This window comes from Lentzea sp. NPDC005914, assembly GCF_040629405.1.
Lineage (GTDB): Bacteria > Actinomycetota > Actinomycetes > Mycobacteriales > Pseudonocardiaceae > Lentzea.
The window spans coordinates 88094-101066 of the sequence record NZ_JBEXVQ010000032.1 but is presented as its reverse complement, the minus strand read 5'-3'; the positions used below and the strand labels follow the sequence as shown (position 1 = coordinate 101066).

9 protein-coding genes and 1 tRNA gene are annotated in these 12973 nt (G+C 69.3%); 7 read left to right on the top strand and 3 right to left on the bottom strand.

Going from position 1 to position 12973, the window contains the following annotated elements; genetic code table 11:
* Positions 1-79 precede the first annotated feature (79 nt).
* Genes ABZ345_RS35300 through ABZ345_RS35290 form a run of 3 tightly spaced genes read left to right on the top strand, consistent with a single transcriptional unit; the run spans position 80 to position 4705 of the window.
* Positions 80-568 (top strand): PH domain-containing protein, encoded by a 489-nt coding sequence (locus ABZ345_RS35300; protein WP_359858669.1) that lies wholly within the window; start codon positions 80-82, stop codon positions 566-568.
* Positions 565-2073 carry a PH domain-containing protein gene (locus tag ABZ345_RS35295; protein ID WP_359858667.1) on the top strand — a complete coding sequence of 503 codons (1509 nt, stop codon included), beginning with the start codon at positions 565-567 and terminating at the stop codon, positions 2071-2073. Before ABZ345_RS35300 ends, ABZ345_RS35295 begins: the two co-directional genes overlap by 4 nt.
* Entirely contained in the window at positions 2063-4705 is a 2643-nt protein-coding gene (locus ABZ345_RS35290) for a BTAD domain-containing putative transcriptional regulator (protein WP_359858665.1), read from the top strand. The genes ABZ345_RS35295 and ABZ345_RS35290 overlap by 11 nt, the downstream gene beginning before the upstream one ends.
* On the opposite strand, the gene ABZ345_RS35285 is transcribed toward ABZ345_RS35290, so the two are convergent.
* A complete protein-coding gene (locus ABZ345_RS35285; RefSeq protein ID WP_359858663.1) occupies positions 4684-5619 on the bottom strand; it encodes a helix-turn-helix domain-containing protein in 936 nt (311 codons plus the stop codon). The genes ABZ345_RS35290 and ABZ345_RS35285 overlap by 22 nt on opposite strands.
* A gap of 71 nt (positions 5620-5690) precedes the next feature.
* On the opposite strand from ABZ345_RS35285, the gene ABZ345_RS35280 reads away from it, so the two are divergent.
* Positions 5691-6956, top strand: coding sequence for an MFS transporter (locus tag ABZ345_RS35280; RefSeq protein WP_359858661.1), 1266 nt, complete (start codon positions 5691-5693; stop codon positions 6954-6956).
* On the opposite strand, the gene ABZ345_RS35275 is transcribed toward ABZ345_RS35280, so the two are convergent.
* Entirely contained in the window at positions 6888-8402 is a 1515-nt protein-coding gene (locus ABZ345_RS35275) for a helicase HerA-like domain-containing protein (protein ID WP_359858658.1), read from the bottom strand. The two genes, ABZ345_RS35280 and ABZ345_RS35275, sit on opposite strands and share 69 nt — an antisense overlap.
* Before the next feature lie 72 nt (positions 8403-8474).
* Here ABZ345_RS35275 and orn point away from each other — a divergent pair, with 72 nt between their 5' ends.
* The 3 genes from orn (at position 8475) to ABZ345_RS35260 (ending at position 10903) form a co-directional block, all read left to right on the top strand.
* The gene (gene orn, locus ABZ345_RS35270) at positions 8475-9080 is read left to right on the top strand and encodes an oligoribonuclease (RefSeq protein ID WP_359858655.1); all 606 of its coding nucleotides are present in this window, start codon (positions 8475-8477) and stop codon (positions 9078-9080) included.
* Positions 9081-9147: 67 nt separating this feature from the next.
* Positions 9148-9220: transfer RNA gene (locus ABZ345_RS35265), tRNA-His, on the top strand.
* Between the two features lie 57 nt (positions 9221-9277).
* Complete coding sequence (locus tag ABZ345_RS35260; RefSeq protein ID WP_359858652.1) at positions 9278-10903, top strand: ABC-F family ATP-binding cassette domain-containing protein; 1626 nt, start codon at positions 9278-9280, stop codon at positions 10901-10903.
* 1 nt (position 10904) lies between these two features.
* Here ABZ345_RS35260 and ABZ345_RS35255 read toward each other — a convergent pair whose 3' ends face one another.
* The gene (locus ABZ345_RS35255) at positions 10905-12908 is read right to left on the bottom strand and encodes a PQQ-dependent sugar dehydrogenase (RefSeq protein ID WP_359858650.1); all 2004 of its coding nucleotides are present in this window, start codon (positions 12906-12908) and stop codon (positions 10905-10907) included.
* Positions 12909-12973: the final 65 nt, after the last annotated feature.

Here is a 12973-nt window from a genome sequence, read left to right as displayed (position 1 = left end):
AGCAAGACCACCTCTCCACCGACACACCAATTGGCACACCTGGCCACATCGCCAGTGGGCGGTGAGGCACCCTTGTGGGGTGACTCTGCAACTGCGCACTCCTCGTCACCAGGTGAGTCCGAAGTCGGTCCTGCTGTGGACGATGCAGGCGGCCCTCTTCTGGCTGGTGCTGTTCGTGCCCCAGCTGGTCGTGTTCATGCTGGTGAACGAACCGCCCACGTGGGAGCTGGCGCTCATGATCGCCACGCTCGTCGTCGGGATCGTGCACACCGCGGTCGAGCCGAGCTGGCGGTACCGCGTGCACCGCTGGGAGACCACGCAGGACGCCGTGTACACCCTCTCCGGCTGGCTGAACCAGGAGTGGCGGGTCGCGCCCGTGTCGCGCATCCAGACGATCGACACCAAGCGCGGGCCGTTCCAGCAGTTGCTCGGCCTCGCGACGGTCACGGTGACGACGGCGTCGGCCGCGGGTCCCGTCGAGATCGAGGGCCTGGACCACGAGGTGGCGCAGCGGCTCGTGGTCGAGCTGACCAACACCACCCAGGCGACGCCGGGTGATGCCACGTGACCACTCCAGCCGACCTGCCCGCGGCGCCGGAGTTCACCGAGCCGCTGGCCGAGTGGCACCGCCTGCACGTGCGCATGCTGATCGTGCGGCCGCTCAACGAGGGCATCGCGATGCTGGTGCCGATCGCCGTCCTGCTGGTCACCGGCAACGGCGAGAAGTGGCGGCTGTTCGCGAGCGGCGTGACGGTCGCGCTGATCCTCGCGTTCAGCTACTTCATCTGGCGCACCACGAAGTACCGCATCACCGACGACCAGGTCGAGCTGCACACGGGTCTGCTGACCCGCAAGCAGCTCGCGGTGCCGCGCGATCGCATCAGGACGGTCGACCTCACGTCCAAGCCCGGTCACCGGGTCTTCGGGCTGTCGGCGGTGCGCATCGGCACCGGGCAGCAGGACGCGCCCGGCACCGACGGCCTCACCCTCGACGCGGTGACGTCGGAGGAGGCCGAGCGGCTGCGGGTGTTGTTGCTGCAGAAGACAGTCGCGCGACCGGCGTCCCCGGACGAGCCGCACGCCGAGCCGGTGCTCGCGGAGTCCGAGGTCATCTCGCAGCTCGACCTGAAGTGGCTGAAGTTCGCGCCGCTGTCGTTGTCGGGCCTGGTCGCGATCGGTGCCGTGTTCGGCATCCTGTCCAACTACGCCGACGACCTCGGCCTGCACCCGGTCCAGGACCTGTGGGAGTGGCTGTTCGAGCACCCGAGCTTCACGCTGCTCGGCGTGTTCGCGATCGCGCTGGTCGTGGCCGGGCTGGTGCTGTCGGTACCGCTCTACATCCTTCAGTTCTGGAACTACCGGCTCACCCGCGAGCCGGACGGAACCCTGCGCGTGCAACGAGGTCTGCTCACCACGCGGTCGGTTTCCGTGGAGGAGCAACGGCTTCGCGGCGTCGACATCCAGGAACCGCTGCTGGTCCGCGCGGGCAAGGGCGCCAAGCTCGCCGCGGTGACCACGGGCCTGGGCTCGAAGGGCGAGAGCAACCTGCTGCTGCCGCCCGCGCCGTTGTCCGTGGCGCACCAGGTCTCGCAGGACGTGCTGAAGGTCGCCGACGACCCGACTCTGCGCAAGCTCCGCAAGCACCCGTTCGCCGCGTTGCGCCGCAGCGTGATCCGGCACGTGGTGCCGTGGGTCGTGATCGCGATCGGCCTTGCGATCTTCGCGCCGTCGTGGGCGTGGCCGATCCCGGTGGCGATCATCCCGTTCGCCGCGCTGGTCGGCTGGGACAACTACCGCTCGCTCGGCAACGCGCTCGACGACCGCTATCTGGTGACGCGCAACAACTCCCTGGTGCGCAGCACCGTGGCGTTGCAGCGCACCGGCATCATCGGCTGGCGCATCCAGCGGTCGTTCTTCCAGCGCCGCAGCGGTTTGATGACGATCGGCGCGACCACCGCGGCGGGTGCGGGCGTCTACCACGTGACGGACGTCGGCGAGTCCGACGGCCTGGCGCTCGCCGACGAGGCGGTGCCCGACCTGCTGCGGCCGTTCCTGGTCCGCGATGACGGCTGAGTTCCGGGTACTCGGCACGCTGGAGGTTTCGGTGCGGGGGCGGGTCGTCCCGCTCCCCGCCGGTCACACCAGGGTCGCTCTCGCCGGACTGTTGTTGCGCGCCAACGAGCTCGTGACCACCGACCGGATGGTGCGGTGGCTGTGGAACGGCGACCCGCCCGGCCCGGACCGGGCGGTCAAGACCGTGCAGATGGTCATCGCGCGGCTGCGCAAGGCGCTCGGCGAGGCGAACGTGGTGACCACGGTGTCCGGCGGGTACACGGCGGTGATCTCACCGCACCAGCTCGACCTGGCCCGGTTCCGCGACCTCGTGGCCACGGGAGCCGCGTCCGAAGCGCTGTCGTTGTGGCGCGGGCCAGTGCTCACCGACGTCCACTCGGAGTCGTTGCGGCGCGAGGAGATCGACCCGCTCGCCGAGGAACGCCTGACCGCGCTGGAACTGCGGCTCGCGGACGACCTGGAGCGCGGGCGGCACGCCGAGGTGATCCCCGAACTGCGTGCCCTGACCCGTCAGCACCCGTTGCGGGAACCGTTCTGGGCGCACCTGATCCTCGCTCTGCACCGCTGCGGTCAGCAGGCGGAGGCGCTGGCCGCGTACCGGGCCGTGACGCGGCTCTTCGCCGAGGAGCTGGGCAGCACACCGGGCCGTGAACTGCGCGGCCTGCACGAACGGATCCTCACCGGCGCCACCATCTCTGTTCCGCGCCAGCTCCCCGCCGTGAACCCGCACTTCGTCGGCCGCGAGGCGGAGTTGACCGCGCTCGGCTCCGCTGCCGTGTCGGTCATCCACGGCACCGCGGGCGTCGGCAAGACCGCACTGGCGGTGAAGTGGTGTCGTGGAGCCGCCGATCGCTTTCCCGGCGGGCAGCTGTACGTGAACCTGCGCGGCTTCGACCCGAGCGCGGAACCCGTGCGGCCGTCGGACGTGCTGCGCGGTTTCCTCGACGCGCTGAAGGTGCCCGCCGACGAGATACCGTCCACTGTGGAGGAGCGGTCGGCTCTGTTCCAGCGGCTGCTCGCCGGACGGAAAGTGCTGGTGCTGCTGGACAACGCGCGTGACGCGGACCAGGTCCGCCCCTTGCTGCCGGACAGCCCCGAACGCGTCGCCGTGGTGACGAGCCGCGATCCGTTGTCCGGGCTGGAGAACGCTCGAGCGGTCGATCTGACGACGCTGACCCGCGACGAGTCGGAGGCGGTGCTGGCCAGTCATCTCGGCCTGGCCCGGCTGCAGGCCGACCCCGGTGCTGCGCGCGACCTCGTCGAACGGTGTGCGGGGCTGCCACTCGCGCTCGCCGTGGTCGCGGCCCGTGCCTCGGCCACGACCTTCCCGTTGCGCGAGCTCGCCGACGACCTGATCGGCGCAGGCCTCGACATGCTCGGCGACGACGACTCGTCCACGGACGTCCGTGCCGTCTTCTCGTGGTCCTACCAGCAGCTCTCCCCCGCCGCGGCCCGGTTGTTCCGGCTGCTCGGCGTGCGCGGCGGCGGGGTGATCGGGGTGCACGCGGCATTGGCGCTGGCGGGTGGCGAGGTCCGCCCGTTGCTCGCGGAACTGGTACGGACGCAGCTCGTCAGCTCGCCGGCACCGGACCGGTTCGGGTGCCACGACCTGCTCGCCGCCTACTCGGCGGAACTGTCGCACCTGGATCCCGGCAGGGAAGCCGCACTGGAGAGGTTGCTGGACTACTACCTGCACTGCGCCGACATCGCCGACGGCCTCCTGCCGGTCATGCGCACGCCGGTCGACATCTCACCACGGCACCGGCCGACGGAGACTCCGCCGCTGACCACCGCCGACGAAGCCACCGCATGGTTCGGCACCGAGCTCACGAACGTGATCAGCGCGATCGAGTCCGCGGCGGCGCACAACCGGCCGACGCACGCGTGGCAGCTGACGTACACGCTGTCGCGGTACCTGTGGCTGCGCTCCGACTTCTCGGCCTTGCTGCGCGTCTGCCACCTGGCGTTGCCCTGCACGGAAGGCACGACCGAACCCCGGCTGGCGATGCTGATGAACATCGGCGTCGCCCACGAGCGGCTGCACGAGTTCGAGGAGTCGGCGACGTGGCTGCGCAAGGCGCTCGACCTGAGCGGTCACGTCTCGGAGCTGGCTCGTGCGCGTGTACTGGGCACGCTGGCCGCCGTGTTGGAGCATCTGCGTCATTTCGACGACGCCGAGGCACATCACCTGGAAGCAGCCGCGACCGCGCGGAAGGCGGGCGCGACGTGGGTCGAGGCGATCGCCCGGCAAAGCCTCGCCATCTTCTATCGCAGGATGCGGCGATGGGACGAGGCCGAGCAGCAACTTCGCCGCGCACTGGCCATGTACGACCAGGTCGGTGAGCAGGTCGGCGCGGTCTCCTGCCGGCAGGCCATGGCAGAGGTCCAGCTCGGCCAGGGACAGTTCGAAGCCGCGCGCACGGCCGCCCGCACGACGCTCGCCCTGTCCCGTGAGATCGGCAGCCGCTACCACGAGGCCGGCTCGTTGGCACTGATCGGCGACGCGGCACACGAGTTGGGCGCGGAGGACGCCGCCGACCACTGGGAGCTGGCGCTGACGATCTACGACGAGCTGGGTGTGCCGGAGGCGGACGAGGTGCGGGCGAAGCTTCAGGCCGTGCGGAACGTCTGACGGTAGGCCGTCGGCGACACCCCGATCGACGCCGCCAGCTGCTGCCGCAGTGCCGCTCCCGTCCCGAAGCCCGCGTGCCGGGCCACCTGGTCCACCGGCAGCTCCGTCGACTCGAGCAGGTGCCGGGCCCGTTCCACCCGCTGCTGCGTCAGCCACTGGCCGGGCGACATGCCGGTCTCGGCGCGGAACCGGCGGGTGAACGTGCGCACGCTCATCCGCACCTGCGCGGCCATCCCGGCGAGGTCGAGCGGTTCTTGGAGCCGCTCCAAGGCCCACTCGCGGGCCAGCGCGGTCGACGTGTCCGGGTAGCTCGGCACCGGCCGGTCCACGAACTGCGACTGGCCGCCCTGCCGCCACGCCGGGACGACGCAGTAGCGGGCGATCCAGTTCGCCACCTCGCTGCCGTGGTCGGACCTGATGACGTGCAGGCACAGGTCGATGCCCGCCGCGACGCCCGCCGAGGTGAGCACGTCGCCGTCGTCGATGAACAGCACGTCCGGGTTGAGCCGCACCTTCGGGTACAGGGCGCGGAACTCCTCGGTGGTGCCCCAGTGCGTGGTCGCGGGCCTGCCGTCGAGCAGCCCGGCGGCGGCCAGCACGAACGCGCCGGTGCAGATCGACATGATCCGCGGCGCGTTCGTGGTGGTCAGTGCCTCCAGGACGGCGGGTTCGAGCCAGCCCTCGCGTGCCGGTCTGTAGTTGGTGCCCGGCACGAGCACCGTGTCCGCGTCTTGGAGCGCCTCCAAGCCGTGCTCGGGCGCGATCGTGAAGCCGCCGCTGGTGGGGATCGGGCGGCGGTCCGGCGAGCAGACGACGACCTCGTACAGGTCGCCGAGCCGGGCGAACATGTGCGTCGAGCTGCCGAGGTCGAACGCCACCGACTGTTCGAGCGCGAGGACGGCGATGCGGTGCATGGCCTGATTCTTTCACATGTTGGCCATCCGGCCACTGGTTCAAGGTCGGGCCATCACCGAACCTTGTCGGCGTGAGACTCCATTGGGCCTGGGTTGTCGCAGGTGTGTCCTTCATCGCGTTGGTGGGTGCCGCGTCGTTCCGCGCGGCGCCGGGTGCGCTGATCGAGCCGTTGCGGGCGGAGTTCGGCTGGACGACCGGCACGATCTCGCTCGCCATCTCGATCAACCTGTTGCTGTACGGGTTGACGGCGCCGTTCGCGGCCGCGCTGATGGACAGGTTCGGCGTGCGGGTCGTGGTGACCTTCGCGTTGACGATGGTCGCGATCGGCAGCGGGCTGACGGTGTTCATGACCTCGTCGTGGCAGCTGGTACTGCTCTGGGGTGTCGTGGTCGGGCTGGGCACCGGGTCGATGGCGCTGGCGTTCGTCGCGACGATCACCGGACGCTGGTTCGTCCGGCACCGCGGGCTCGTCACGGGTGTGCTGACGGCGGGTGGCGCGGCCGGTCAGCTGGTGTTCCTGCCGCTGGTGGCGTGGCTGTCCGCGACCTATGGCTGGCGGTACGCGTCGCTGGTGATCTGCATCGCCGCGCTCGCCGTGGTGCCGCTGGCGGCCTTCTTCCTGCGCGAGTACCCGCGTGACGTCGGGCTGCTGCCGCTGGGTGCCGCCGAGGACACTCCCCCGCCGCCGTCCGGTGGTGCGGCGCGCAGGGCATTGGGCGCGTTGAAGTCGGCTGCTCGCACGCGGCCGTTCTGGTTGCTGGCAGGCGGTTTCGCGATCTGCGGCGCCTCGACGAACGGCCTGGTCGGCACGCACTTCATCCCCGCCGCGCACGACCACGGCATGCCGACGACGACCGCGGCCGGATTGCTGGCGCTGGTCGGCGTGTTCGACATCGTGGGCACGATCGCGTCCGGCTGGCTGACCGACCGCGTCGACTCGCGGATGCTGCTGGCGGGCTACTACGCGTTGCGCGGGCTGTCGTTGATGCTGTTGCCACAGCTGTTCGGCGAGTCCGCTCACCCGTCGATGCTGGTGTTCATCATCTTCTACGGCCTGGACTGGGTCGCGACCGTGCCGCCGACGGTGGCGTTGTGCCGCCAGTACTTCGGCATGTCCGGCCCTGTCGTGTTCGGCTGGGTGTTCGCGTCGCACCAGCTCGGGGCGGCCATCGCCGCGTCCGCGGCCGGGCTCACCCGCGACCACCTGGGCAGCTACGACCTGGCCTGGTACGTCGCGGGCGCGCTGTGCATCGGCGCGGCGGTGCTGTCAGCGTCGCTTGCGCGAAGTCCCGAAGAGGCCCCGCGTGATCTCGCGCGCCAGGGCGCTGCCGGCTGACCGCAGGAACGACTTCACGGCGCTGTTGCCGAGCACCTTCTCGACGAGCCCCGGTTCCTCCTTCTCGTGTCGCTGAGGTTCCGGGGCTTGTTGTTCTTGTTGCGGCGGCGCGACTTTCTGCATCAGCTGCTCGTAGGCCGACTCGCGGTCGACCGTCTCCGAGTACTTGCCGTGGAGGTCGCTCTGCTGTGCCCCCTGCTTGATCGCGTCGTTGCCGATGGTGTCCATCAACGAGCGGGGCGCGCGCAGCCTGGTCCACGCGACCGGCGTCGGCGCGCCCTTCTCGCTCAGCACGGTGATGATCGCCTCGCCGATGCCGAGCGACGTGAGCGCCTTCTCCAGGTCGTAGTGCGGCGTCGTCGGGTACGTCTTCACCGTGCGCGCCAACGCCTTCTGGTCGTCGGGCGTGAACGCGCGCAGTGCGTGCTGGACGCGCGCGCCGAGCTGCGACAGCACGTCGTTCGGGATGTCGGTGGGCAGCTGCGTGCAGAAGAACACGCCGATTCCCTTGGACCGGATGAGCTTCACGGTCTGGGTGATCTGGTCGAGGAACGCCTTCGACGCGTTCGAGAACAGCAGATGCGCCTCGTCGAAGAAGAACACGAGCTTGGGCTTCTCGACGTCACCCTCTTCCGGCAGCGTCTCGAACAGCTCCGCCAGCAGCCACATCAGGAACGTGGAGAACAGCGCCGGGTTGCCCTGCAGCTCGGCCAGTTCCAGCAGGCTGACGACGCCCTTGCCGTCGTGCTGCCGCATCAGGTCGGCCGGGTCCAGCTCCGGTTCGCCGAAGAACCGGTCGCCGCCCTGCGCCTCCAGGTTGACCAGGGCTCGCAGGATGACGCCCGCCGTCGAGCTCGACACACCGCCGATGCCCTTCAGGTCCTCCTTGCCCTCGTCGCTGGTCAGGTGCTGGATGACGCTGCGCAGGTCCTTGGTGTCGAGCAGCGGGAGGCCCTTCGAGTCCGCCCAGTGGAAGATCAGGCCGAGCGTCGACTCCTGGGTGTCGTTCAGGCCGAGCACCTTCGACAGCAGGATCGGCCCGAAGCTCGTGACCGTGGCCCGCAGCGGCACGCCGAGGCCGCCGGTGCCGATCGACAGGAACTGGGTCGGGTACGACTGCGGCTGCCAGTCGTCGCCGGTGTCCGCGGCGCGCGCCTTCGTCCTGTCGCTTTCCTGCCCCTGCTGCGACAGACCGGACAAGTCGCCCTTCACGTCGGCCATCAGCACCGGCACGCCGTTGTTCGACAGCTGTTCGGCGAGCAGCTGGAGCGTCTTCGTCTTGCCGGTTCCCGTTGCCCCCGCGACAAGTCCGTGGCGGTTGACCATGGCCAACGGGATGCGGACGTGCGCGGTCGACTCGACGGTTCCGTCGACCAGCACCGCGCCGAGCTCGATGGCCGCGCTCTCGGAGGCGTATCCAGCAGCGATCTCAGCTTGAGCCGTCATGCACGAGGAGCGTAACCAGGTTGCTGCACGCCGCCACTCGAAGTTGACGCCCCGCGCAGTAATGTTCCGGGCGTGATGGATCGTCTGGTGTGGATCGACTGCGAGATGACCGGACTCGACTTGGGCAAGGACGCTCTGATCGAGATCGCGGCACTGGTCACGGACGCCGAGCTGAACGTGCTCGGCGACGGCGTGGACATTGTGATCCACGCGGATGACGAAGTGCTCGCCTCGATGCCAGAGGTCGTCATGGAGATGCACGCCAAGTCGGGCCTGACAGAAGAGGTGCGCGCCTCCGCGGTGTCGCTGGAAGAGGCCGAGGCGGCCGTGCTGGCCTACATCAAGGAGTGGGTCCCCGACCCTCGCACGGCACCGTTGGCCGGCAACTCCATCGCCACGGACCGCGGGTTCATCGCCCGCGACATGCCTGCGTTGGACGCGCACCTGCACTACCGGATGGTCGACGTGTCGTCGATCAAGGAGCTGTGCCGGCGCTGGTACCCGCGCATCTACTACGCGCAGCCGGGCAAGGGGCTCGCGCACCGGGCGCTCGCGGACATCATCGAGTCGATCCGGGAGCTCGCGTACTACCGGCGCACGGCGTTCGTGCCGCAGCCCGGTCCGTCGAGTGAACAGGCTCAGGCCGTGGCCGCTGAGCTGCTCAAGAACGCCGACTGAACCCCCGATTTCAATATCAGTAGCTGCCATTGCTATGCTTCTCCTCGCCGGTCAACGACCGGTGATGGTGGGTGTAGCTCAGCTGGCAGAGCACTGGGTTGTGATCCCAGGTGTCGCGGGTTCAAGTCCCGTCACTCACCCTTTGTCGAAAGGCCTCCGCAAATGCGGGGGCCTTTCTTCACGTTTCGGGAGCCTTCATGACCACGCTCGTCGCCAAGGATCTCGCCGCAGGTCACGGTGATCGCGTCCTGTTCTCCGGCCTCGATCTGGTGGTCGCTCCCGGCGACGTCATCGGGCTCGTGGGCGTGAACGGCGCGGGCAAGTCGACGCTGTTGAAGACGCTGGCCGGGCTGATCCCCGCCGAGTCAGGTCGCGTGTCGCTGAATCCGCCGTCCGCGAACGTCGGGCACCTCGCGCAGGAGCCGGAACGTCTCGAAGGCGAGACCGTGCGGGACTTCCTGGCTCGCCGCACCGGTGTCGCCGCAGCTCAGACCGCGTTGGACGTCGCCACCGAGGCGCTGACCGCCGGCAACGACGAGGGCTACTCGGAGGCGCTGGACCAGTGGCTCGCGCTGGGTGGCGCCGACCTGGAGGAACGGTCACTCGAAGTCATCGGCGACCTCGGGCTGACGGTCGGGCTGGACGCGGTGATGACCTCGCTGTCCGGTGGCCAGGCGGCGCGGGCGGGCATGGCGTCGTTGCTGCTCAGCCGCTACGACATCTTCCTGCTGGACGAGCCGACGAACGACCTGGACCTCGACGGCCTCGAGCGGCTGGAGAAGTTCGTCACGGGCCTGCGCGCGGGCACGGTGCTGGTGTCGCACGACCGCGAGTTCCTGGCCCGCACGGTCACGAGCGTGCTGGAGCTCGATCTGCACCAGAACGCCGTGCGCCTGTACGGCGGCGGCTACGAGTCGTACCTCGAAGAACGCTCACGGGCCCGTCAGCACGCGCGTGAGGACTACGACGAGTACGCGGACACCAAGGCCTCGTTGGAGGCTCGTGCGCGCATGCAGCGGTCGTGGATGGAGAAGGGCGTGAAGAACGCCCGGCGCAAGGCGGGCGACAACGACAAGAACGCCCGCAAGTTCCGTGCCGACGCCACCGAGAAGCAGGCCTCCAAGGCGCGCCAGACCGACCGCATGATCGAACGGCTGGACGTCGTCGAGGAGCCCCGCAAGGAGTGGGAGCTGCGGATGGAGATCGCCGCGGCCCCGCGGTCCGGCGCCGTCGTGGCGTCGCTGCGGGCGGCTGTGGTCGAACGCGGCGGGTTCCGGCTGGGTCCCGTCGACCTGCAGATCGACTGGGCGGACCGGGTCGCGATCACCGGGGCGAACGGCGCGGGCAAGTCGACGCTGCTGGCCGCGCTGCTCGGCAGGGCGGAGCTGACCTCGGGCTACGCGACGCTGGGCTCCGGCGTCGTGGTCGGCGAGGTGGACCAGGCGCGCGGGCTGTTCCTGGGTGACCTGCCGCTGGTGGACGCGTTCGAGGAGGCCGTGCCGGAGATGAACCCGGCCGACGTGCGGACGTTGCTGGCGAAGTTCGGGCTGAAGGCGGCGCACGTGATGCGCCCGGCGGCGTCCCTCTCCCCCGGCGAACGGACGCGGGCAGCGCTGGCGTTGCTGCAGGGGCGCGGGGTGAACCTGCTGGTGCTGGACGAGCCGACGAACCACCTCGACCTGGCGGCGATCGAGCAACTGGAGCAGGCGCTGGAGAACTACCCCGGCACGTTGCTGCTGGTCACGCACGACCGGCGGATGCTCGAAGCGGTGCAGGTGAACCGTCACCTGGCCGTTTCTCATGGCCAGGTGACGGTGTCCTGAGTCAGCGCAACTTCACCTTGTAGATCTGGGTGGTGCTGTTGTTGGGGATGGAGTCCTTGTCCCCGTTGGACGTCGTGAGCCAGAGGTCACCGTCCGGCGTCTTCTCGACCGTCCTCAAGCGACCGTAGGCACCCTCGAAGAACACCTGCGGCTCACCGCCGACCGGGATCCGGTAGAGCCGCTGGCCGCGCAACGCCGCCAGGTACAGCACGTCGTCCACAATGGCCAGTCCGCTCGGAGAGGCCTGGGATACCGGCCAGGTGTGCTTGGGCGCGAGGAACGTCGGGTCGCCGCACTCGCCAGACGTGCCTTCGCAGGCGGGCCAGCCGAAGTTGGCGCCCGGCTTGATCAGGTTGACCTCGTCCATGACCGAGTTGCCGAGCTCGGCCTCCCACAGCCTGCCGCGCGAGTCGAACGCCAGGCCCTGCACGTTGCGGTGGCCGTAGCTGTAGACGTACTTGCCGGGGAACGGGTTGTCGCGAGGGACGCTGCCGTCGGGGTTGACGCGCAACACCTTGCCGCCCAACGAGTTCAGGTCCTGGGCGTTGGAGCTGACCTGGCCGTCGCCGGTGGAGATGTAGATCTTGCCGTCCGGGCCGAACCGGAGCCTGCCGCCGTTGTGGAACTTGTTGCGCGGGGCGCCGGTGAGCAGGACCTGGTGCGTGCTCTGGTCGAGTTTCCCGTCGACCAGCCTGAACCTGACGAGCCGGTTGTCGGTCGGGCTGGTGTGGTAGGCGTAGATCCAGCCGTCCTTGTACTCCACACCGAGCAGGCCGCCCTCGCCGTCGGTGCTGACGACGTTCGGAACACGGCCGGCGACGGATTTGGTGCCGTCGGGCGCGATGCGGATGATGTCGCCGGTGTCGCGCTGGGCGTAGAACGCCGTGCCATCCCTCAAAAACTCGAGGCCCCACGGGACGTCCGTGTCGTCGGTGATCTTGGTGACCTCGCCGACGGCGTCGTGTCCCTTGCGGGTGCTGGCTTTGATCGGCGCGGTGAACGCGGAGCTCTTGCCGGCGGTGTCGATCGCCTTGACGGTGAACTCGTAGTCGGTCTGCTGCTTGAGACCGGCGATCGTGGTCTGCTGGCCGGTGGTGGTGCCGACCTGGACGCCGCCGGAGAACACCGCGTAGCTCGCGACCGCGACGTCGTCACTCGACGCGCCCCAGGCGAGCGAGACGCTGTTGGCGGTCAGCTTCTGGACGATCGCGTTGTACGGCACGGTCGGCGGCCCGGTGTCGACGACGGCGGCCGGCGTGGTGACCGTGATCGAGTTGCCGGCCTGCGAGATGTTGCCCGCGGCGTCCTTCGCGTTGACGTAGAAGGAGTACGTGGTGTTCGGGTTGAGACGGGTGACGTTGTTGGAGAGCGCGTCACCGGCGACCGACTTCACGAACTGGCCGGACTGGTAGATCTCGTAGCTCGTGACGGCCACGTTGTCGCTCGCCGGGCCCCACTGCAGGTTGACCGAGGTGGCGGTGAAGGCCTTGACGCTCAGCGTGCCGGGGGCGCCGGGCGGTGCGGTGTCGACGACGCCGGGCGTGCCGTGGACCTCGAACTCCCTGAGCTCGTAGTTCCTGAAGCACGGCTTGGTCAGCGAGACCCGCACCCAGCGGCCGAAGCCGGTGAACTCGAGGTTGTCGTCGCCGCCGTTGCCCTTGTCCGTGCTGTACATGTCACGCCAGTACACGCCTTCCGGCGATGTCTGGACGGAGTAGCTGCGCGCGCAGAGGAAGCCCCAGCGCAGCACGACGCGGTTGATCGTAGACATCGAGCCGAGGTCCATCGAGATCCACTGCCGGTCGCCGCCAACGCTCCGCCAGGTGGTCCGGCGGTCGAGATCGGTCGCCTTCGTGGCGACGTGCCAGGCATTGCTCTCGCTCGACGCCGTGGCCGGTCTGGCGAGCGACAGCAACACGTCGTCGGCTTGTGCGGGCGGTGCCGCCAGAGCGGTGAGCGCGAGAGCCGATGCGAGCACGAGCAGTCTTCGCAGCGGTGAAACCACAGTGCCTCCCAGGTAGGTGCAACCAGGCGGCGGTGGCGGAGACAGCCTTCCACAAACGTTTTCAG